Annotated in this window: 21 protein-coding genes; 9 read left to right on the forward strand and 12 right to left on the reverse strand. The window is 68.1% G+C overall.

Annotated elements, in window-relative coordinates; genetic code table 11:
• Nucleotides 1-42: 42 nt before the first annotated feature.
• The 5 genes from KEG57_RS35795 (at nucleotide 43) to KEG57_RS35815 (ending at nucleotide 6,731) form a co-directional block, all read left to right on the forward strand.
• Nucleotides 43-1,176: a polysaccharide pyruvyl transferase family protein gene (locus KEG57_RS35795; protein ID WP_272428310.1), complete on the forward strand. Its 1,134-nt coding sequence runs from the start codon at nucleotides 43-45 to the stop codon at nucleotides 1,174-1,176.
• Between the two features lies 1 nt (nucleotide 1,177).
• A complete protein-coding gene (locus tag KEG57_RS35800; protein WP_272459265.1) occupies nucleotides 1,178-2,746 on the forward strand; it encodes an FAD-dependent oxidoreductase in 1,569 nt (522 codons plus the stop codon).
• 484 nt (nucleotides 2,747-3,230) lie between these two features.
• Nucleotides 3,231-4,667 (forward strand): glucuronate isomerase, encoded by a 1,437-nt coding sequence (uxaC, locus tag KEG57_RS35805; RefSeq protein WP_272459266.1) that lies wholly within the window; start codon nucleotides 3,231-3,233, stop codon nucleotides 4,665-4,667.
• On the forward strand, nucleotides 4,664-5,488 hold the full coding sequence (locus KEG57_RS35810; RefSeq protein ID WP_272428603.1) for an SDR family oxidoreductase: 825 nt from the start codon (nucleotides 4,664-4,666) through the stop codon (nucleotides 5,486-5,488). The genes uxaC and KEG57_RS35810 overlap by 4 nt, the downstream gene beginning before the upstream one ends.
• 1 nt (nucleotide 5,489) lies before the next feature.
• Complete coding sequence (locus tag KEG57_RS35815; RefSeq protein ID WP_272428602.1) at nucleotides 5,490-6,731, forward strand: lactate racemase domain-containing protein; 1,242 nt, start codon at nucleotides 5,490-5,492, stop codon at nucleotides 6,729-6,731.
• On the opposite strand, the gene KEG57_RS35820 is transcribed toward KEG57_RS35815, so the two are convergent.
• The 3 genes from KEG57_RS35820 to KEG57_RS35830 are packed head-to-tail and all read right to left on the reverse strand — an operon-like array spanning nucleotide 6,726 to nucleotide 9,507.
• A complete protein-coding gene (locus KEG57_RS35820; RefSeq protein ID WP_272428601.1) occupies nucleotides 6,726-7,520 on the reverse strand; it encodes an ATP-binding cassette domain-containing protein in 795 nt (264 codons plus the stop codon). The genes KEG57_RS35815 and KEG57_RS35820 overlap by 6 nt on opposite strands.
• Complete coding sequence (locus KEG57_RS35825) at nucleotides 7,517-8,506, reverse strand: ABC transporter permease (RefSeq protein ID WP_272428599.1); 990 nt, start codon at nucleotides 8,504-8,506, stop codon at nucleotides 7,517-7,519. Before KEG57_RS35825 ends, KEG57_RS35820 begins: the two co-directional genes overlap by 4 nt.
• A 2-nt stretch (nucleotides 8,507-8,508) precedes the next feature.
• Nucleotides 8,509-9,507 carry a sugar ABC transporter substrate-binding protein gene (locus tag KEG57_RS35830; RefSeq protein WP_272428598.1) on the reverse strand — a complete coding sequence of 333 codons (999 nt, stop codon included), beginning with the start codon at nucleotides 9,505-9,507 and terminating at the stop codon, nucleotides 8,509-8,511.
• Nucleotides 9,508-9,599: 92 nt separating this feature from the next.
• Here KEG57_RS35830 and KEG57_RS35835 point away from each other — a divergent pair, with 92 nt between their 5' ends.
• A complete protein-coding gene (locus KEG57_RS35835) occupies nucleotides 9,600-10,433 on the forward strand; it encodes an inositol oxygenase family protein (RefSeq protein WP_272428596.1) in 834 nt (277 codons plus the stop codon).
• Between the two features lie 349 nt (nucleotides 10,434-10,782).
• On the opposite strand, the gene KEG57_RS35840 is transcribed toward KEG57_RS35835, so the two are convergent.
• Nucleotides 10,783-12,195 carry a gluconokinase gene (locus KEG57_RS35840; protein ID WP_272428594.1) on the reverse strand — a complete coding sequence of 471 codons (1,413 nt, stop codon included), beginning with the start codon at nucleotides 12,193-12,195 and terminating at the stop codon, nucleotides 10,783-10,785.
• 79 nt (nucleotides 12,196-12,274) lie between these two features.
• Here KEG57_RS35840 and KEG57_RS35845 point away from each other — a divergent pair, with 79 nt between their 5' ends.
• The gene (locus tag KEG57_RS35845; RefSeq protein ID WP_272428593.1) at nucleotides 12,275-12,859 is read left to right on the forward strand and encodes a hypothetical protein; all 585 of its coding nucleotides are present in this window, start codon (nucleotides 12,275-12,277) and stop codon (nucleotides 12,857-12,859) included.
• 21 nt (nucleotides 12,860-12,880) lie between these two features.
• Here KEG57_RS35845 and KEG57_RS35850 read toward each other — a convergent pair whose 3' ends face one another.
• From KEG57_RS35850 to KEG57_RS35865, 4 genes are all read right to left on the reverse strand, one after another.
• Nucleotides 12,881-15,169, reverse strand: a complete 2,289-nt coding sequence (locus tag KEG57_RS35850) for a xanthine dehydrogenase family protein molybdopterin-binding subunit (protein WP_272459267.1) — start codon at nucleotides 15,167-15,169, stop codon at nucleotides 12,881-12,883.
• Complete coding sequence (locus KEG57_RS35855; RefSeq protein WP_272428590.1) at nucleotides 15,166-15,633, reverse strand: (2Fe-2S)-binding protein; 468 nt, start codon at nucleotides 15,631-15,633, stop codon at nucleotides 15,166-15,168. The genes KEG57_RS35850 and KEG57_RS35855 overlap by 4 nt, the downstream gene beginning before the upstream one ends.
• Nucleotides 15,630-16,274, reverse strand: a complete 645-nt coding sequence (locus KEG57_RS35860) for an Isoquinoline 1-oxidoreductase subunit (RefSeq protein WP_272428588.1) — start codon at nucleotides 16,272-16,274, stop codon at nucleotides 15,630-15,632. The genes KEG57_RS35855 and KEG57_RS35860 overlap by 4 nt, the downstream gene beginning before the upstream one ends.
• Before the next feature lie 451 nt (nucleotides 16,275-16,725).
• Nucleotides 16,726-17,118 (reverse strand): hypothetical protein, encoded by a 393-nt coding sequence (locus KEG57_RS35865; protein WP_272459268.1) that lies wholly within the window; start codon nucleotides 17,116-17,118, stop codon nucleotides 16,726-16,728.
• 180 nt (nucleotides 17,119-17,298) lie between these two features.
• Between KEG57_RS35865 and KEG57_RS35870 the strand changes: the two genes are divergently transcribed.
• Nucleotides 17,299-17,565 (forward strand): hypothetical protein, encoded by a 267-nt coding sequence (locus KEG57_RS35870; protein WP_272459269.1) that lies wholly within the window; start codon nucleotides 17,299-17,301, stop codon nucleotides 17,563-17,565.
• Between the two features lie 7 nt (nucleotides 17,566-17,572).
• Here the strand turns inward: KEG57_RS35870 and KEG57_RS35875 are convergent, their stop codons facing one another.
• Nucleotides 17,573-17,905 (reverse strand): hypothetical protein, encoded by a 333-nt coding sequence (locus KEG57_RS35875; RefSeq protein ID WP_272459270.1) that lies wholly within the window; start codon nucleotides 17,903-17,905, stop codon nucleotides 17,573-17,575.
• Between the two features lie 227 nt (nucleotides 17,906-18,132).
• On the reverse strand, nucleotides 18,133-18,447 hold the full coding sequence (locus KEG57_RS35880; protein ID WP_272459271.1) for a peptidase inhibitor family I36 protein: 315 nt from the start codon (nucleotides 18,445-18,447) through the stop codon (nucleotides 18,133-18,135).
• Between the two features lie 144 nt (nucleotides 18,448-18,591).
• Between KEG57_RS35880 and KEG57_RS35885 the strand changes: the two genes are divergently transcribed.
• On the forward strand, nucleotides 18,592-18,840 hold the full coding sequence (locus KEG57_RS35885; protein WP_272459272.1) for a hypothetical protein: 249 nt from the start codon (nucleotides 18,592-18,594) through the stop codon (nucleotides 18,838-18,840).
• 18 nt (nucleotides 18,841-18,858) lie between these two features.
• Here KEG57_RS35885 and KEG57_RS35890 read toward each other — a convergent pair whose 3' ends face one another.
• Together KEG57_RS35890 and KEG57_RS35895 are read right to left on the reverse strand one after the other, a co-directional pair.
• Nucleotides 18,859-19,173 carry a peptidase inhibitor family I36 protein gene (locus KEG57_RS35890; protein ID WP_272459274.1) on the reverse strand — a complete coding sequence of 105 codons (315 nt, stop codon included), beginning with the start codon at nucleotides 19,171-19,173 and terminating at the stop codon, nucleotides 18,859-18,861.
• Between the two features lie 254 nt (nucleotides 19,174-19,427).
• Nucleotides 19,428-19,772: peptidase inhibitor family I36 protein (locus KEG57_RS35895; RefSeq protein ID WP_276605226.1), on the reverse strand; the 345-nt coding region annotated here is incomplete at its 5' end.

Consider the following 19,772-nt stretch of genomic DNA (forward strand, 5'->3'; position numbering starts at 1 on the left):
AGCCCCAGGCCCATCTCGGGTACCGCGCGAATGGAGGAATGAATGGAGCGGGCGAACCACCCCTACCGCATCGGGATCTCCGGCTCGTACGGAGGCATGAACCTCGGCGACGAAGCCATCCTCGATGGTATCATCACGCAATTACGAGCGTCGGTTCCCGCGGAGATCACCGTATTCTCCCTCAATCCCCAGGACACGGAACGGAGGCACGATGTCGACCGCGCCGTACCCGTCCGCAGCCTCACGCGCAAGGAATCCGCTGCCGAGGTCGGACGGCTCGACCTCTTCATCCTCGGCGGCGGCGGCATTCTCTACGATCGTGATGCCGCGACGTACCTGAGAGAGGTGCTCATCGCGAAAGAGCTCGGCGTCCCCGTCGTCGTTTATGCCGTGAGCGCCGGACCGCTCGTGGATCCGAGCGCACGACAAGCCGTGCGGACGGCCCTGAACGCGGCGACGGTCGTCACCGTCCGTGACAAGCAAGCGCGCCGCCTGCTCGAGGACGTCGGCGTGGATCGCGAGATTCACCTCACCGCCGATCCAGCGCTGCTCCTGCGCGAGGAGCCCTTGCCCATCGAGGCCATCAAGGCGGAGGGCGTCGAGTTCGAACGGCACCTGGTCGGCTTCTCCGTCCGGGAGCCGGGGCCCGCGGCGCCCGACATCGACCCCGACGAATATTATTCGCTGCTCGCGAACGCGGCCGACTTCGTCATCGAGCGGCTCGACGCGGACGTCGTGTTCGTGTCGATGGAAAGGACGGACGTGCAGCACAGCCACGCCGTCGTCGCCCACATGAAAAACGCCGAGCGCGCCGAGGTCCTGCGGCGCTCGTACACGCCGCAGCAGATCCTCAATTTCGTCGGCCACCTCGAGTTCACGGTGGGGATGCGCCTCCACTTCTTGATCTTCTCGGCGCTCCGCGAGATCCCTTTCGTCGCGCTGCCTTATGCCTCCAAGGTGAAGGGGTTCATCGAGGACCTCGAAATGGAGACCCCGCCGCTCGGCAGCATCAGCGCCGGCCAGCTCATCGCGAGGCTCGACCGTTCGTGGGATACGCGTAACGAGACGCGCGCCAAGATCCGCCGCTTGCTCCCGGCCCTCAAGGATCGCGCGAGGGAGACGAATCGGATGGTCGTCGACATCCTCACGGCGCAACGCGAACGCGAGGCGGCGTGACATGGACGTGATCCGGACCGACGTGGCCATCATCGGCGGAGGACTCGGCGCCTGCGCCGCGGCGCTCGCGGCGGCTCGAATGGGCCTCCGTGTCGTGCTGACCGAGGAGACGCGCTGGCTCGGCGGTCAATTGACGAACCAGGCCGTTCCTCCCGACGAACACCCGTGGATCGAGGAACATGGGGCAAACCGGAGCTACCGCGCGCTGCGCGACGGGATCCGGCAATATTATCGCAGGAATGTACCACTCTCCGCGGCGGCCAAGGCCCTTCCCACCCTGAACCCGGGGAATGGATGGGTCAGCCGCCTCTGCCACGATCCGCGCATCGCGGTCGCCGTGCTGCACGAGATGATCGCGCCGTACCGGCTCAACGGCAGCCTCTTCGAGCTTCGCCTCCACCGGCCGATCTCGGCGTGGACGCATGGCGACCGGGTGACCGGCGTCGTGGTCCGAGGGCGGGAGTCGGGGCGCGACGTCCTCCTCGAGGCCGATTACTTCATCGACGCCACGCCCCACGGCGAGCTCTTGGCCCTCGCGGGCGTGGAACACGTCCTCGGGCAAGAGTCCCGCGGGGAGACGGGGGAGCCGCACGCCGCCGAGGCGGCGGACCCGAGGGCCCAGCAAGCGATCACGGTGTGCTTCGCGATGGAGCACCTCCCCGGGGAAGACCATACCATCGACAAACCCCGTCAATACGATTTCTGGCGCGCGTACGAGCCACAGAGCTGGCCAGGCCGCCTGCTCGATTGGACGACCGTTCGCCCCGAGACCCTCGAGCCGCTGAGGCGGGGCCTGTTCGCCGCGGACGACGGTCACCCGTGGTGGACCTTCCGGCGTATCCTCGACAAGGACATCTTCGAGCCGGGCTTCGCGCGGAGCGACGTCACCATCGTGAACTGGCCCCAGAACGATTACTGGCTCGGGCCCGTCTGCGGCGTCGACGCGGCGGAAGCCGCGCGGAACGAGGACGCCGCGCGGCAGCTCAGCTTGAGCCTCCTCTACTGGCTACAGACCGAGGCCCCCCGACCCGATGGCGGCGTCGGATACCGCGGGTTGCGCCTCCGCGCGGACGTGGTCGGCGGCACCGCGGACGGCCTCGCGCCGGCGCCGTACATTCGCGAATCCCGCCGGATCCGCGCGGAGTTCACGGTGCTCGAGCAGCACATCGCGTATCCGCTTCGCCCCGATGGCCCCGCGATCTTCGACGACAGCGTCGGGATTGGTTGCTACCGCATCGATTTGCACCCGCGCGTCGGAGGCGCGGGTTACCTCGACCTTGGCTGCTGGCCGTTTCAGATTCCGCTGGGCGCGCTCATTCCGGTGCGTATGGAAAACTTGTTGCCAGGAGGCAAGAACCTGGGGACGACCCATATCACCAACGGTGCCTTCCGTGTCCACCCGGTCGAGTGGAGCGTGGGCGAGGCAGCGGGGCTCCTCGCGACGTTTTGCCTCGAGCGCCGCGTGCTCCCGCGAGAGGTGCACGCCCGGAAATCGCTGCGCGAGGAGCTCCAGACGTTGCTGCTCCGAAATGGCGTCGAGCTCGCCTGGCCAAAGGTGAGCCCGTTATGAGTGAGCCGCGGCGGTGCACCTTATGGCATGGCGCTGAGCCTGGGTCTCTTCTTGGGGCCGCCGCGCCGGGGCGCCGCCCCGGGCCCCGCGGGGGCTGTTCGCCCCTCGACCCGAACCAGGGCAAGCCCTGGACCGTTCGTGGAAGAACTGCGCGATGCGCAGTTCTTCCAACAGGCCGGTGGCAAGACCAGGAAGGTGCGTTTCACGCTGGTGACGGGCACGTTGCCCGTTGAGCCGTCAGCGCCGCGGTCTTGGCAGGCAGGGTCGTCGCCAGTCTTGACCTGGCCTGTTCGATGAACTGCGCATCGCGCAGTTCATCGACCCCGGGTCCAGCGCTTGCGCTGGTCCGGGTCCAGGGGCGGATAGCCCCTGGTGGGGCCTGGGGCAACGCCCCAGCGCAGCGCCTTCCAGATGAGACCCATGCTCAGGTTATGGCGGGGGACCGTCGCTGGGCGTTGCCCTAGCATTCCCTATACTGCCAGGGATGCCGCCCCGATGGACGCTCGACCCTGATCGCCTCTTTTCCGCGGAACCCTCCCAGCGAGCGGCCGCCCGGGAGCTTTATGCCCTGGTGCGTGATCTGCCCATCGTGAGCCCGCACGGCCACGTGGATCCGGCGCTGCTTGCGGATCCTTCGGCCCGCTTCGGCTCGCCCGCCGACCTGTTCGTCCTTCCCGACCATTACGTCTGCCGCCTGCTCCACAGCCGCGGCGTGCCCATGGAAGACCTCGGCATCGCCACCCGCGACGGGAGCCCGCACGAGCGCGACCACCGCCGCATCTGGCAACGCTTCGCCGACCATTTTTACGTCTTCAGATCCACGCCGAGCGGACTGTGGCTCTCTGACGTCCTCATTTCCGTGTTTGGCGTGACCGAGCGGCTCGACGGGAACACCGCCCAGCGCATCTACGATCACCTCGCCGAGCGCCTCGAACGGCCGGAGTTTTCCCCGCGCGCTCTCTACGAGAGGTTCAACATCCGCGTTCTCTGCACCACGGACGGCGCCGCGGATTCGCTCGAACATCACCGCCGCCTCCGTTCCGAGGGCCGGCTCGACGTTCGCCCGACCTTCCGGCCCGACGCGGTCGTCCACCCGGGCACGCCCGGCTTCCGCGATCACATCGAGCGGCTCGGCGCGGCCGCCGGCATCGAGATCACGACCTACGCCGATTACATCCGGGCCCTCGAAGAGCGCCGCGCCACGTTCAAGGCGCTCGGCGCCACCGCCACCGACCATGGCGCCGTCACCCCGCACGCCGAGCGGCTCGGCGCTGCGGAGGCCGAGCGAATCTTTTCGCACGCGCTTCGCGGCGAGGCGGGCGCAAACGATGCGGCGCGGTTCTCCGCCCACATGCTCATGGAAATGGCGCGCATGAGCGTCGAGGATGGCCTCGTCATGCAGCTCCACGCCGGCAGCCTGCGCAACCACCACGGGGCGCTGCTCGCGCGCTTCGGGCCCGATCGCGGCGCCGACATCCCCGTCGCCACCGAATGGACGAGAAACCTGCGGCCGCTGCTCGAAGCGTACGGCGACGATCCACGCTTCCAGCTCCTGCTCTTCACGCTCGACGAGAGCACCTACGGGCGCGAGCTCGCCCCGCTCGCCGGGTATTATCCGGCCGTCTTGCTGGGGCCGCCCTGGTGGTTCTTCGATAGTCCGAATGGAATGGTCCGGTTTCTCGATCAAGTCACGGAGACGGCCGGCCTCTACAACACCGCGGGTTTCACCGATGATACGCGCGCGTTTTGCTCGATCCCCGCGCGGCACGACGTCTGGCGCCGGGTGAGCAGCAACTGGCTCGCGGGGCTCGTGGTGACGGGCAGGCTCGACGCCGAAGAGGCGGCGGAGCTCGCCCCGGAATGCGCGGTGGGCCTGGCCGAGCGTGCTTATCGGCTCGGGGCGGGGGATCGGTCCACATGAATCCGGCGACGTTGTTCGACATTCGCGGCGAAGTGGCGGTCATCACGGGCGGCAGCGGCGTGCTCGGGTCCACGTTTTGCCGCACGCTCGCCGCGGCGGGCGCGTTCGTGGCCGTGATGGGGCGGCGGCGCGAGCCGTGCGAGGCCGTGGTGGAGTCGATCCGCGCGGAAGGGGGCGAGGCGCTCGCCGTGCCCTGTGACGTGCTCGATGGCGAGGCGCTCGACGCGGCGGCGCGGCACATCGAGGCCACGCTCGGGCCGGTGACCATTCTCGTGAACGGGGCCGGAGGCAATCATCCGAAGGCCACGATCGGGCCGGATCGTAGCCTGTTCGAGCTGGATCCGGCGGGGTTCGGCGCGGTCTTCGATCTGAACGTGCAAGGCACGCTGCGGCCCTGCCAGGTCTTCGGACGCGGCATGGCCGCGCGGGGGCGTGGAAGCATCGTGAACATCACGTCCATGAGCGCCGATCGCCCGCTCACGCGTGTGGCCGCCTATGGCGCGGCGAAGGCCGCCGTCGTCAACCTGACTCGCTGGCTCGCGGTGCACATGGCCCAGACCTACGGCCCCCACATCCGCGTCAACGCGCTCGCGCCTGGGTTTTTCCTCACGGAACAAAACCGATTTTTGCTCACCGATCCCGCGACGAACACGCTCACCGAGCGGGGGAGGGCGATCGTCTCGCACACGCCCATGGCGCGGATGGGCGCGCCGGAGGATCTTTCCGGCGCGCTGCTTTTCCTGGTCAGCCCGGCGTCGACCTTCGTGACGGGGGTGGTCTTGCCGGTGGACGGCGGGTTCTCCGCCCAGAGTGGGGTATGAGATGTTGATCGGCCAGGGTTCTCCCGGGCAAACCCTCACGGACGAGGCCGTCCACCGGATCCTCGACGAGGCGCTCGCCGCGCTCCCGCTCACGGGCAAACGGCTCCTCGTCATCATCCCCGACGCGACCCGCACCGCGCCGATCCCGCTCATGTTTCGGCTCCTCCACACGCTCCTCGCCGGACGTGTCGCGCGTCTCGATTATTTGATTGCGCTCGGCACACATCCGCCAATGGATGAAACCGCCATCGAAAAACTCGTCGGGAAAGATGGGCCGGGGCGCGGCGACGGGCGAACGTCGATCTTCAATCACGCGTGGGACGATCCGGGCGCGCTGGCAACCATCGGCGTGATCGGCGAGGACGAGATGGCGCGCCTGACCGGCGGGCTGCTCGCGGTCGCGACAGAGGTGCGGCTCAATCGCAGGATCTTCGAGTATGATCAAATCCTCATCTGCGGCCCGGTGTTCCCGCACGAGGTGGTGGGTTTTTCCGGGGGCGCCAAGTACCTGTTCCCGGGCATCGCGGGGCGCGAGATCATCGACACGACCCACTGGCTCGGGGCGCTCTCGACGAGCATGTCGACGATCGGCGTCAAGGATACGATCGTCCGGCGGGTGATCCATCGCGCGGCCGAATTCGTGCCGGTGCCCGTCCTCTGCGCGGCCCTCGTGCTCCGCGGCGCGGATCTGCACGGGTTTTACGTAGGCCCGCACGTGGAGGCGTGGAGCGTGGCGGCCGATCTCTCCAATGAGCTCAACATCATCCACACGAAGCGGCGCTACCAGCGCGTGCTCTCGCTCCCCTCGACGAAATACGCCGACCTCTGGACCGCGGCCAAGGCCATGTACAAGACGGAGCCCGTGATCGAGGATGGCGGCGAGGTGATCATTTACGCGCCGCACCTCGGGGAAGTCTCGTTCACCCACGGCGCGCTCATCGATCGGGTGGGCTACCACGTGCGGGATTATTTTCTCGCGCAATGGGACCATTTCCGCACGGTCCCCCTGTCCATCCTCGCGCACAGCACCCACGTGAAAGGCGCGGGCCGCTACGACGCAGAGCAAGGAGAACGGCCGCGCATCCAGGTGACGCTCGCGACGGGCATCCCGGAAGAGCGCTGCCGGCGGATCAACCTGGGGTTCACCGATCCCCGAGGGATCGATCCGGCTGCGTGGGAGGGGCGGGAAGACGAGGGGATCCTGATCGTGCGGAACGCGGGCGAAGTGCTTTATCGGTCATGAAGCTCGAAGCTCGTGCTGGAGTTGCTCGAGCTCCTCGCCGCCCGCCATGCGTCGCACCAGCTCGTCGCGCGAGATCTCCGCCTTGGTAAAGGTCCCCTCGCAGCGGCCCCGGCTCAAAATGGTGAATCGGTCCCCGACCATGTGCGCGTGGTGCGGGTTGTGCGTGATGAGAATGACGCCGCATCCCCGTGTTCGCGCCTCCATCACGTACCGGAGGACGATCCCCGCCTGCTTCACGCCGAGCGCGGACGTCGGCTCGTCGAGCACGAGCACCCGGGCGCCGAAATGGATCGCCCGCGCAATCGCGAGCGCCTGGCGTTGTCCGCCCGAAAGCGCCGAGACCGGCGCCGACATGTCGCGCAGCTCGATCCCCATTCGCTTGAGCTCGGCGCGCACCACCTCCTCGGCCTCGCGCAAATCGAGGCGCCTGAGGGGCCACACGCCCCGCGTGGGCTCGGCGCCGAGGAAAAAATTGCGCACGACCGAGAGCATCGGGACCATCGCGAGGTCCTGGTACACGGTGGCAATGCCGCGGGCGAGGGCGTCCCGCGGCGAGGAGAATCGCACGGGCTCGCCGTCCACGAGCAGGCGCCCCTCGTCCGGCGGATGGACGCCCGAGAGCGTCTTGATGAGCGTCGATTTGCCGGCGCCGTTGTCCCCGAGGACACACAGGATCTCGCTCGCATACACGCGCATCGAGACGTCCTCGAGCGCGGTGATGCGACCGAATCGCTTGGTGATGTGATCCGCTTCGAGGATCGGTGCCGTACCGTTCGTCTCGTGGCTCATCGCCGCGCCTCCGCCGCCCGCATCTGGACGGAGCTGTTGAGGAGCACCGCCAGGATCAGGACCGCGCCGAGAAACACCTTGTACCAGTCCGAATCCACGCCCGAAAAGACGATGCCCTGCTGCACCATGCCGAAGAGGAGCGCTCCGCAGGCCGCGCCCACGACGGATCCGCGTCCGCCCGTGAGCAGCGTGCCGCCGAGGACCGCGGCGAGAATGGCTTCGAGCTCCTTGCCCGTGCCACGCAAAACGTCGGTGCCGCGGAATTGCACGGTCTGAAACGTGGCGACCAGGCACGCGGCAAGCGCCGTGGTCATGAAAAGAAGAATCTTGACGCGGTCGACCGGAATCCCGAGGCGGCGCGCGGCATCCGGGGCGCCGCCAACCGCAAAAATCCAGTTTCCTGGGCGCGTGCGCACGAGGACCCACGTGGCGAGCGCGGTGAGGCCCAACCACCAGAGCAGGGTGATCGAAAAAGGCCCGATCTGCCCGGCGAAGAGCTTTTGCGCCGTGCCGAATCCGCCCGCCTCCTCGAGGCCGCCCACCTGGGTTCGTCCGGTGATGAGGCGTGTCGTGCCAATCGTGCCGCCGGCCAGGATGAAGAGCGTGCCGAGCGTGACGATGAACGAGGGCAGGCGCGTGCGGGTCACGATGAAGCCATTGGCGAGGCCCACGCACGCCGCGAGCGCCGCGGCCGCCGCGATCCCGGCCCATAACGGCCAGCCGAGCTCGGTCGTGCAAAGCGCGATGGTCATCCCGCTCGCGGCCATGGTCGAGCCAATGGAGAGGTCGAACTCGCCCGCGATCATGAGCAGCGCGACGGGCGCGGCCAGGATGCCGAGCTCGGCGGCGATCGCGAGGTAACTCGCCGTGCCGGAGAGGGTCAAAAACCCGGAGTCACCGGCGGTGACGGCGAAAAAGAGCCAGGCGGCCACCACGGCGGCGACGACGCCGAGCTCGGGGCGGGCGAGCCATTTGCGCGCGGACACGGCTAACGAATGCCTTTCTTGCTCGCGTCGATCACGGCCGCCGCGTTCTCCTTCGTGACGAACGAGGGCCCCGTGGGGATCGCCTCCGCCGCGGGGAGCAGGCCGTGCCGCGTGTATTGCGCGAGCAGGACGACGGAGAGATATCCCTGCAAATATTGCTGCTGGTCGATGGCGAACGTGATCTGCCCGTCGCGGACCGCCGCGAGGACGTCGGGCGAAAGATCGAACGTCGCGACCTTGACCGTGCCGAGCCGGTTCGCTTGCCGGAGGCCGGCGAGGGCCGGGTGCACGCCCGGCGGGCCCAGCGTGAAAATGCCATCCACGTCGGGCGTCAATGCGGCCATGATCTTTTGTTGTGTGTCGGTGGGGCTCGTGGCGTTCACCGCCAGCACGCGACCCTTGCCCCCCACCTTTTCGAGCGCGTCGAGGAAGCCGCGGCAACGCTCGTCCTGGGAGATGTTGCCGACCTCGTGGTTCACGCAGATCGCGTGGCGCACGCCCTCCTTCGCCATACGCTCACCGCCGGCCTTCCCGGCGTCGTATTCGCTCTGGCCGATATGCAAGAGCGCGCCCATCTTGCGCGCCTCTGCGCCGCCGGCGTTGATGCTGATGACGGGAATGCCGGCGTCTCGGGCAGCCAAAAGCGAACGCGCGAGGGCGCTGGGATCCGGGACGGAGACGATGAGGCCGCTCGGCTTGCGGGCGACCTCGGCGTCGATGAGGCGGCTCATCGCGACCATGTCGAAGGTCTGGGGCGCCTGGTACGTGACCTTGACGCCCATGTCCTTCGCCGCCTGGTCGATTCCGTTTTTCACCACGGACCAGAATGGATCGGAGGCCTGGCCGTGGGTGACGACCGCGAAATGCGCCCTTACGCTCGAATCGCGCGTGGTCGCGCTCGCGCGCTCGCCCCTGCCGCATGCGATGGCGGCGAAGAGGGCGACGAGGCAGCCGAGGACCATCCACAACGCGCGGCGGCGGGCGGAGAGCTCTCTTTTCATGTTCCCCATTTCCTCGCGGAGCCCCCTGCGCCGCGACCTTCGAGAATCCTAGCGCCGCCCGGACCTTCGCGCTATTGCCCTGGACAATGAGCGTGACCGAGCACCTTGGGCAGATCCAGGATGGGAAACGAGCAGCCGCCACGACAGCAAAGAAGGAAACCTCGGAGTTTCGCGATTACCGCGCCGAGGCGAGGCCCAGCGTCAAGGAGCTTTACCGGCTGAACCACGAGCACCAGACGCTCTCGTTCGTAGAGGACAAGAAGCGGCAATACCTGAGCCTGGATCGGCGCCGGGCGGGTATGTGGGAGGTGCTCGAGCTGCTCGATCGGCTGGTCGACGACAGCGATCCGGACACGGAGCAGTCGCAGATCGCGCACGCGCTGCAGTCCGCGGAGGCGGCGCGACGCGACGATCAGCCGCCGTGGTTCGTCCTGACGGCGCTCATCCACGACGCCGGCAAGATGCTTTGCCTGTCGGGCGAGCCGCAATGGGCCGTCGTGGGCGATACGTTCCCCGTGGGCTGCGCGTTTTCGGACCGCATCGTCTTCCCCGAGCTCTTCGCGAACAACCCGGATCGGCAAAACCCGCGTTATCAGACGCCGTGCGGGGTGTACGAGGAGGGATGTGGGCTCTCGAAGGTCCACATGTCGTGGGGGCACGACGAATACCTTTACCACGTGGTGAAGGAGTACCTGCCGCTCGAGGCCCAGTACATGATCCGGTATCACTCGTTTTACGCGGCCCACCGCGAAGGCGCCTATGGGCACCTGATGAACGAGCAGGACCGGCAGATGATGGAGTGGGTGCGGCGGTTCAACCCGTACGATCTCTACTCGAAGGCCGACGCGCCGCCGGACGTGGCGAAGCTCCGGCCCTATTACCAGGACCTCATCGCGAAGTATCTTCCCGCCGAGCTCCGCTGGTGATTCGCTGGGGCCGCCGCGCCGGGGCGCTGCCCCGGTCCCCGCGGGGGCTATTCGCCCCTCGACCCGAACCAGGGCAAGCCCTGGACCTCAGGGGGAAGAACTGCGCGATGCGCAGTTCTTCCCACAGGCCGGTGGCAAGACCAGGGACAGCGTTGCCAGTCACGGCGGTCTTGGTTGGCAGGGTCGTACCTGGTCTTGACTCGACCTGTTCGATGAACTGCGCATCGCGCAGTTCATCGACCCCGGGTCCAGCGCTTGCGCTGGTCCGGGTCCAGGGGCGGATAGCCCCGGTGGGGCCTGGGGCACAGCCCCAGCGCAGCGGCTCCCAGATGAGCTCGTTCGCCATCGCCTACGAATAAAGCCTTCGATAAAGCTCGATCTGCCGCTCCTTCGCGGCGCGATACACTTCGGCGACCTCCGGCCGCGGCTCGAAGATTCGCGACGCGGACGGGGCGAGGGATGCGAGGGATCCCAGGCCCCGCGCCGTGAGCGCCAGCATGGCCGCGCCGCGCATCGTGGCCTCGTCGCCCATGAGATGAACGGGCGTCTGCATCGCGTCCGCGAACATCTGGGCCCAGGCGGGGGAAGCGGAGAGCGCGCCGCCTCCGGCGTACAGGGCGTCGCTGCCGCCGAGCGCGTCGTGAATCTGCGCGAGCCGCAAAGCGATCGATTCGTACAAGGCCTGCACGATGTCGCGCGGGGTCGTGGACAGCCGCAAGCCGTGCAGGGTGGCCGTGGCATCCGGCCGATAACCGGGGCTACGTTCTCCCGCGAACATGGGCAAAACGGTGAGACCGTGCGCGAAGGGCTCGCCAAACACGAGCGGCTCGTCGTCGAGCCTCAGATGCGCGCGCGCCCAGGCGTGGGCATTGCCCCCTTCGCTCGTGGCCCCTCCGATGAGCTCGCGTGTTTCGTCGATGCGATAGGCCCAGAGCCCCTTCGGCACAGGGCACGGCGGGGTTTCCGCAACACGCATTTGCCGCAAGGCCGCGGTCGTCCCGACGGTCAGCGACGTGCTTCGAGGCGAAATCGCGCCGCTGCCGACATGCGCCGCCGCGCCGTCCCCGATGGCCGGAAAAAACGGCGCGTCGCGGAGCGCGGGCCAGCGCTGGGCATGAGCGGGCATGAGGCCCATCTCGGCATGCCGAGAGCCGACCACGGGCGGAAGGTAATCCGGCGTGAGCCCGAGAATGTTCAGCCATTCAGCCGACCAGCTCCGCGAAGCACGGTCGAGCAGGCCACTCCACGAGGCCACGGAAGAGCTGCACGGGATCTCCCGGCCGAACCAAGCACGATAGAGATACGTGCCGAAATCGAGCCACGTCGCAGGCATGATCCGCCCGTTCCGAGCATACCAGCGCAGGCGCGCCGGATGATACGCGGTATGCAACGGGCAGCCCGTCGCCTGATAGAGACGGGCGCCATCGACCTCGGTCCGCAATGCCTCGACATCCGCGGACGGGCGGGTGTCGGCATACGTGAACACGGGCGTCACGGGCTGGTTCTCGGCGTCCACGCCGAGCAAATTCCCCACGAACGTCGCCACCGCGACCGCCTCGATCGGCGGAGCGTTCGCCAGGATTCGATCGACGCACCCTTCGACGGACGCGCGGAGCTTGCGCGCATCCACCTCCGCGGTGCCGTCCGCGGCCACCGTGAAGGCATACGGTTCGGCCGTTTCGCGGCAGATACGCGCGCTCCCGTCACAAATGGCGGCGCGCACCGACGAGCTGCCGACATCGATCACGAGGACGTGCGCCATGGTGCTTTCCTAGCCCGAATCGCGCCCCGCGGCATCCCGGACCCTTGCCACGGGCGCGACACGCCTGGCAAGCTGAGGCATGGCGTTCGTGGACCTCGTGCCCTTTCCTCGGCGCATGCTCGTCGCGGCAACGAGCGGGCTCCTCCTGCTGCTCGGTTGCAAAGACCTGGCGCCGGAGAAGCCGAAAAGCGCGGTCGCGGGCATCGGCGCGGCCGCGGCGCCCCTTCGTCCCCCGCCTCCGTGGCTACCGCCCAATTACACCGAGATTCCCTGGTCCGAAGCGGCCACGCTCATCCAGCGCCAGGAGGTCGACCGCGTGTTCGGCACCCGGACCCGCCGCGTGTACGTGGTCAAGAGGGAGGGCCAGAAACACTACACCACCGCGCCCAGGCGAGGCGACCTGGCCAAGCTGTTGGCGCAGATCCCCCGCGAGGAGCTCAAGTTCCTCTACCGCGACGACATCGAGGAGATCTCCTGGGCAGAGGCCGAGTCCCGCATTCGAAACAAACAGGTGATCTCGGTCTCGACCTCCCATTTCAACATGGTGTCCCTGAGCATGAAGGGGGGAGCGTATCCCCTCGCCGTCGCGCCCTCGGAGCGCGACGTGCGAAAGCTCATCGAGGAGGTCGACCCTTCGGGCAACCTCCTCGGCGCGGTCGAGTAGGGCGCCGAACCGTTCGGCGCTCTACGCGAAGAGCCCCCGCACGATCGGGACCTCGCGGATTCGTTTGCCCGTCAAGGCGAACACCGCATTCGCCAGCGCCGGGCCCACCGGCGGCACGCCCGGTTCGCCCACGCCGCACGGAGGCCCGTCGCTCGGCACGAGGTCCACGTGGATCTTCCGTGGCACCTCGCCGATCCGCGCGATCCGCGCGTCCCGGAAGTTCGACTGCTCCGTCGCGCCGCCCTTCATGGTGATCCCGCCGAAAAACGCATTGCTGATCCCCATGACCACCGAGCCCTCCATCTGTGCGCGGGCGCGGTCCTGGTTGACCACCGAGCCGGCATCCATGCAGATCCAGGCCTCGTCCACGCGGACCTTGTTCCGCTCGTCGGGCACGACGGCCAGCACCACGGCCGTGTACGTGACGAAACTCCGATGCGCGGCGAGCCCGTAGCCGCGGCCGTCCTTCTTCCGCCCGCTCCAGTTCGCGGACGCCGTCACCCGCTCGAGCACGCGCCGCAACCGGCCCGCGTCGACCGGGTGTTTTTCGAGTTTTTCCCCGTAATTGACGAGCTTCTCGATGCCGAGCTCCTGAAGGCTCAGGGTCCGCGGCGGGCCGATCACCTCCAGCCACACGTCCCGCGGATCGGCGCCGCGCGCGTGCGCGATTTCGTCGATCAAAGAGCCGATCCCGAACGCGTGGAAGATGTTGTACACGGACCGATACCAGCCGATCCGCACGTGCGCCTCCGCCTTGCAGCCCTCGGCGCGGACGTTCGGCACGTCGAGCGCGACATCGAGCACGCCTTGCTGGAGGTCCGTGATGGCCGGCTTGTCGACGTCGCCGAAGGTGGAGGCGATCGGCGGGAACGCCGTCCGATGGTGCCACGCGATCACCTTGCCGTTCGCGTCGAGGCCCGCGCGGAGCCGCTGCGCGTTCACCGCATTGTAATAGCAGTGGTGAATGTCGTCATCGCGCGTCCATTGCACGCGCACCGGCACGCCCGCCTCGCGCGCGAGGAACGCCGCTTCCGCGGAGAAGTCCGCCTTCGATTTCCGCCCGAACCCTCCGCCGAGCAACGTCACGTGCACCGTGACCGCGTCCTCGCCGAGGCCGAGCGTCTTCGCCACCTGCGTCCGCGCCGCCTGCGGGTGCTGCGTCGCCGCCCAGACCTCGCAGCGCCCGCCCGCGAACCGCGCAATGGCGACCGGCGGCTCCATCGGCATCTGCGCGAGGTGCGGAACCACGTACTCCGCCTCGACGACCCGCGCCGCCTTGGCGAACGCGGCGTCGACGTCCCCGACGTTGCGATAGGGCGTCCCCGCCTCGCGCACCGAAGCGAGGAGTTTTTCCCGGTAGGCCACCGAGTCGTACACCGCGTTGTCGCCGGGATCCCACGTGATGTCGAGCGCCGCGCGCCCGCGCATCGCGGCCCAGGTGTTCTCCGCGAGCACCGCGATGCCGCCCCACGGCTGGAACCCATAAGGCCGCTGCGCCGCGGGCATCTCGACCACCCGCTTGACGCCCGGGATCTTCAAGGCGCGCGACGCGTCGTACCGGGCGACCTTCCCGCCGACCACCGGCGGCCGCGCGATCACCGCAATCAGCATGTCCGGCAGCTTCACGTCGGCCCCGAACACCGCCTGACCCGTCACGACGGCCGGCCCGTCGAGGAGCGGCAAGGATGGGCTGTTCACCCGCGAAAGCTCGCTCTTCGGCCGGAGTTTTACGTCCTCGCGCTTGGGCACGGGCAATTTCGCCGCCGCCTCCGCGAGCTCGCCGAAGCCGAGCGAACGTTTCGTCGGCGCGTGGTGGACCATGTTCCCCCGCGCCTCGCACGTCTCGGGCTTCACCTTCCATTTCGCCGCCGCGGCCGCGACGAGCATCATGCGCGCGGTGGCGCCGACGTACCGGAGATCATCGTAAAACTTCCGGATGCTGCTCGATCCGTCGGTGTTCTGATCGCCGTACTTCTTGTCGCCGACGGCCTGCTGGATCACGACGCGCGCCATGTCCGCGCCGAGCTCGTCGGCGATGAGCACAGGAATCGAGCTGCGCACGCCCTGGCCCATTTCGGAGCGGTGACAGACGATCGTCACCGTCCCGTCCGGCGCCACGTGGACGAACGGATTCGGGTTGAGCCCCGGGGCCTTCGCCTCCTCCCCGGGCACCACATGCCGTGGGCCGGGCCCGGCGCGGCCGCTCGGCTCGTCGGCGAGGGCAGGGAGGCCAATCGCAAGCCCGGCCAAGGAGAGGTTCAACCCGACGAGGAACGAGCGCCGGGTCACGCGCACGGCATCGCCGCTCATCGTTCGCCCTCCGGCATCCCGGCGGCCTTGCGGATCGCCGCGCAGATCCGCGGGTAGGCGCCGCATCGGCACAGGTTTCCGGCCATCGACTGCTCGATCTCGTCGTCCGAGGGTTTTGGTTTGGCCTTGAGCAACGCGGCCGCCGTCATGATCTGCCCGGCCTGGCAAAACCCACATTGCGGGACGCCGAGCTCGACCCAAGCGCGCTGGAGCGGATGGCTCCCGTCCGGCGCGAGGCCTTCGATCGTGGTCACGGCGTGGCCGTCGGCGCGGCGAACCGGGGTCACGCACGCGCGCACGACCTGCCCGTCGAGGTGCACGGTGCACGCGCCGCAGAGGGCCTGACCGCATCCGTACTTCGTGCCGGTCAAACCGAGCACGTCGCGGAGCGCCCAGAGCAGGGGCATTTCGGGGTCGACGTCGAGCGTCTTTTCAACGCCGTTCACGCGGATACGCACGCTCATGGTTTCGCCCCCTCCGCGGGGCACTCGGCCCCGAACTCCGCCCAGGCCGCGACGATCGCGCCAAACTGCTCCTGCGTCCCCGGGACCGGCTCGCGATCCGCCCCCGGATGCCATCCCCAGCCGACGAGCGCGTCGTGGGCATTGTGCTCGACGATCGCGGCGAGCGACTTGCCGCCGTTCCGCTTGGGATCCTTCATCTGCTCGCAGATCTGGCGCGGCGACTTGCCGACCCACGCCATCTCGATCGGCGCGAGCGCCCAGTGGGGCGCGCCGGGGACGCGGGTGAGCTCCACATTCTTGTCCTGGTGGCAGCTCGTGCATTCCATCCCGACGACGCCGTGGCCCTCGGGCCCGCGGACGGACGGCGGGTCGTGGAGCTGCATGTTCATCCCCTGGTGGGGGATGTCGCCGTTCGGATGGCAGTTCACGCAGCGGGGATGCGTGAACACGCGGCTCGCTTCGAGGAAGAGGGCGCGGGATCGCTCGCGTGTGTCCTCGATGCTCGCGAAGTCGGAAGGGGCGCGGAGCTCGTTCGGCGCGACCTTGCGAAGGGCCGTGGGGCCTTTCGGCCCGTCCGCGGTCGGATTTCCACAACCGGCGAGCACGAAGGCCACCGCAAAAGGCAGGAGCCGCTGGTGCATGAGGGTGAGTAAGCACGGATGGCACGAGCAGGCAACCGGACGCGTGTCGTGAAAAACCTCAAGGGGTTTTGTCGAGGGCAGACCAACGATGGCGGCGACGGCGCGACACGAGAAGAGAACCGAGGCCGAGCAGGACGAGGGTCCCGGGGGATGAGGACGAGGCGCCGAGGTGGCAGGCGCATCCGCTTTCGCTGCCACCGCTGTCGCCGCCGCTTCCGCCTGCGCTTCCGCTTCCGCTTCCGCCTCCGCCTCCGCCTCCGCTCCCGCCTCCGCCTCCGCGCCCGCCTCCGCCTCCGCCTCCGCGCCCGCCTCCGCCTCCGCGGGGGGACCTCTGCGCTAGAGTAGGGGCCAGGACATCCGAGCCGGGAGCAAGGCGACATGGCGAACCAGAGCGATCACGTCCGCATCGAGGAGGCCGGGCGGCGGCTGCGCATCTCCCTGGGTGGAGAGATCATCGTGGATACCGAGAGCCTTGGTGGTGCAGCTTGTAGTCGCGGCACATGTGGTAGAGGTCCTCGGCTTTGGCGTCGTCGAGGGTATCGAGCAGGGCGCCGCCCTCTCGAATTCGCGCGAGCGTCTCGGAGGCGAGCCGCGCCCCGGGCGTCGTGGCGGAGGACGCGCCCGTCTCCGCGATGATCTTCAGGGCGGCGCGGATCTTCGCGTCCACGACCGCCGAGACGGGGTGCTCCGGCTGGACCTCGGTGTAGTCGAGGTCGGCCTCGGAAATGGGCGGGGGCGCCACAGGGGGATCGGGCTCCTCGGGGGTCGTGCAGCCGAAAGCGGTGAGCGCGAGGGAGAGGAGCAGGGGGGCGCTTGTCGGAATCGATTGGCGTTTCCGTAACATTGAAAGAGGATAGCAAACCGACAGTCCACGACAATCGGGGGCAAAGGCATTTCATCCGATGAGAAGGGGCTCCCGACCGGGCAGGCCGTGGCGCAGGAACAGCGTGGGCACGCCATCGCGGAGCGGCGTGGTGAGGGCTCGACGTTGCTCGCCGCGAGGGCGAGTGAGAAGGATGCGCGGATGAAGACCCTTTACAAATCGGTTGGTGCCGGAATCTTCGCCATCGCAGCTTGGTCCTCGCTCGCCGGGATCGCACAGGCGAGCGGATGGATCGAGAATTGGGTCTTGGAGGGGGGCGGCTGCTATAGCCCCCAACTGGGCGACAACGACTGTAACACTTGCGGCACGTTCCAATGCGTGGCCACCCCCGTCCGCTTGTGTGAGGGCGAATGCGGCACGCACGGTGGGAAGCGGATCCTCTCGAAGTGGGTCGCGCTCATCGAGTGACCTGCCATCACCACGGCCCGAGCGCGCCCGAGCGATCGCGCACGACCCACGGCCAATTCTCGCGAATGAGCGTGATCACGCGATCGTCGACGAGGTGCCCGATGTGGCCCGGCGAGATCATTTTCGTCTCGACGCCCTCCCGCTTCAGCATCGCCATCGCCGTCGCCGCCGCCGTGTCGCATGCCCACGTGGAGCAGACGAAGAGCACGCGCTTGCCTCCGCCGCGGCTCGACAAGGAGGATCCGGCGACGCTTTCGACGATCCTCGGCCGGCCGGCGTCGCACGCCGTTCCGATGAGGACGTCAGAGCAATATGCGGTCCACTCCATTGCAGTGTGCACGGACAGCCCGTAGGCCATGAGGACGTGTACGCACGCTCTGCGGCCACGCGAGCACGGCCCCGACAATCGGAAAAGGGCGGGACGGCCGCCAAACGGGCGACGATCGAGGAAACCAGCGCGAGGCGCGTGCTCACGTGGACGGGTGAAAGGCGGTAAAATGACCCGGTTCGCTCGGGTGCTTCGGTCGCGGAATGACCGCCTGTTCTTCGCCGGGCCCCGAAAACGCGTCAACCGCACCAGCAAGAGAAAGAGCTGATCTTGTCGTTCCACTCGTCGAGCCAAGGCGTGTCATCCATGAATACCCCCGTCGGGACCCCGAAATCGCGGCCCTCGAACACCTGCACGCCGCACCCGGGATCGAGTTGCAAAGAGGAGATCCGGTCCTTCCAGTCGTCCCCCACCCAAGCTTTGCTCTCCTCTCCCGCGCTCATCGACGCGCCCCCGTAATTGACGTCCTCGTAAAACGTGACACACGCGTCGGCGCGGGAAGAGGCCGAGACCACGCCCAGCGCGAACAGTCCCACCCATAGCTTTTGGATCATGCTGCACCTCCCCGGCGGAGCGCTCCACGCCCTCGGCATGTCGTTGCGCTCGCAGCGGGGCCCGTCAACTTTCGCTAAGGCGTTTCGGTCGCGAAATGACCGCCTGTTCTTCGCCGGGCAGCTCGTCTCGCTGGTCGGCACGTAATGGCCGTGTACGCGGTGATGTTCATGGGCATGACGCCGCTCGGCTCGCTCGGGGCCGGCTGGATCGCCAAGCGCATCGGCGTCCCGACGACGGTCGGCATCGGCGGCGCCGTGTGCGTCTTGGCGGGGCTCGGCTTCGGCCTGCGGCTCCCCTCCCTGCGTGCGGGCGCGCGAGAGCTCATTCGAGGGGCCGCCGCCGCGTCGAACGAGCTCGCGCAGGCAGGCGAGGGGGATCCGACGGCGCGTTGAGAGGGCCCCGAAAACGCGTCAATCGCACAGGCAAACGTAAGAGCTGATCCTGTCGTTCCACTCTCCGAGCGAATCCGCGGAGTGCGAGAAGATCCACGTCGCGCCATCGAAACCGGCGTTCTCGAACACCTCCACGGCGCACCCGGGATCGAGCCGCAAAGAGGAGATCCGGTCCTTCCACTCGTCCCCGACCCAATCTTTGCTCTCCTCTCCCGCGCTCATCGACGCGCCCCCGTAATTGACGCCCTCGTAAAACGTGACACACGCGTCGGCGCGGGAAGAGGCCGAGACCACGCCCAGCGCGAACAGTCCCACCCATGGCTTTCCGATCATGCTGCACCTCCCCGGCGGAGCGCTCCACGCCCCTTGGCATGTCGTTGCCCTCGCGGCGGGGGCCCGTCAAGCCACGAAGCCGCCCGCTCGCAGGGCGGCGAATCCGGACTTCACGCTTCTCGTCGGCGCCGCGCTACCCCGAAATACCAGCGCGCCTGCCGAGCGCGCCCCAAAGCACCGCCGCCGCGTCGAACGAGCTCGCGCAGGCGGGCGAGGGAGATCCGACGGCGCGTCGAGGCAGCCCCGAAAACACGTCAAAAGCACTTGCAACTGTAAGAGCTGATCGTGTTGTCCCACCCGTCTGGGAGCCTCGCCGTATTGCCTGAGAAGGTCCGCCCCGCGCCCCCAAACTCGACGTTCTGGAACACCTCCACGTAGCACGTGGGAGCGAGCGTCAAAGAGGAGATCCGGTCGTTCCACTCGCTCGCGATCCAATGATTGTCCCCTATTCCCGCGCTCACCGACGCGCCCTCGTAATTGACGTCCTCGTAAAACGTGACACACGCGTCGGCGCGGGAAGAGGCCGAGACCACGCCCAGCGCGAACAGTCCCACCCATAGCTTTCCGATCATGCTGCACCTCCCCGGCGGAGCGCTCCA

Source organism: Polyangium jinanense (genome assembly GCF_028435365.1).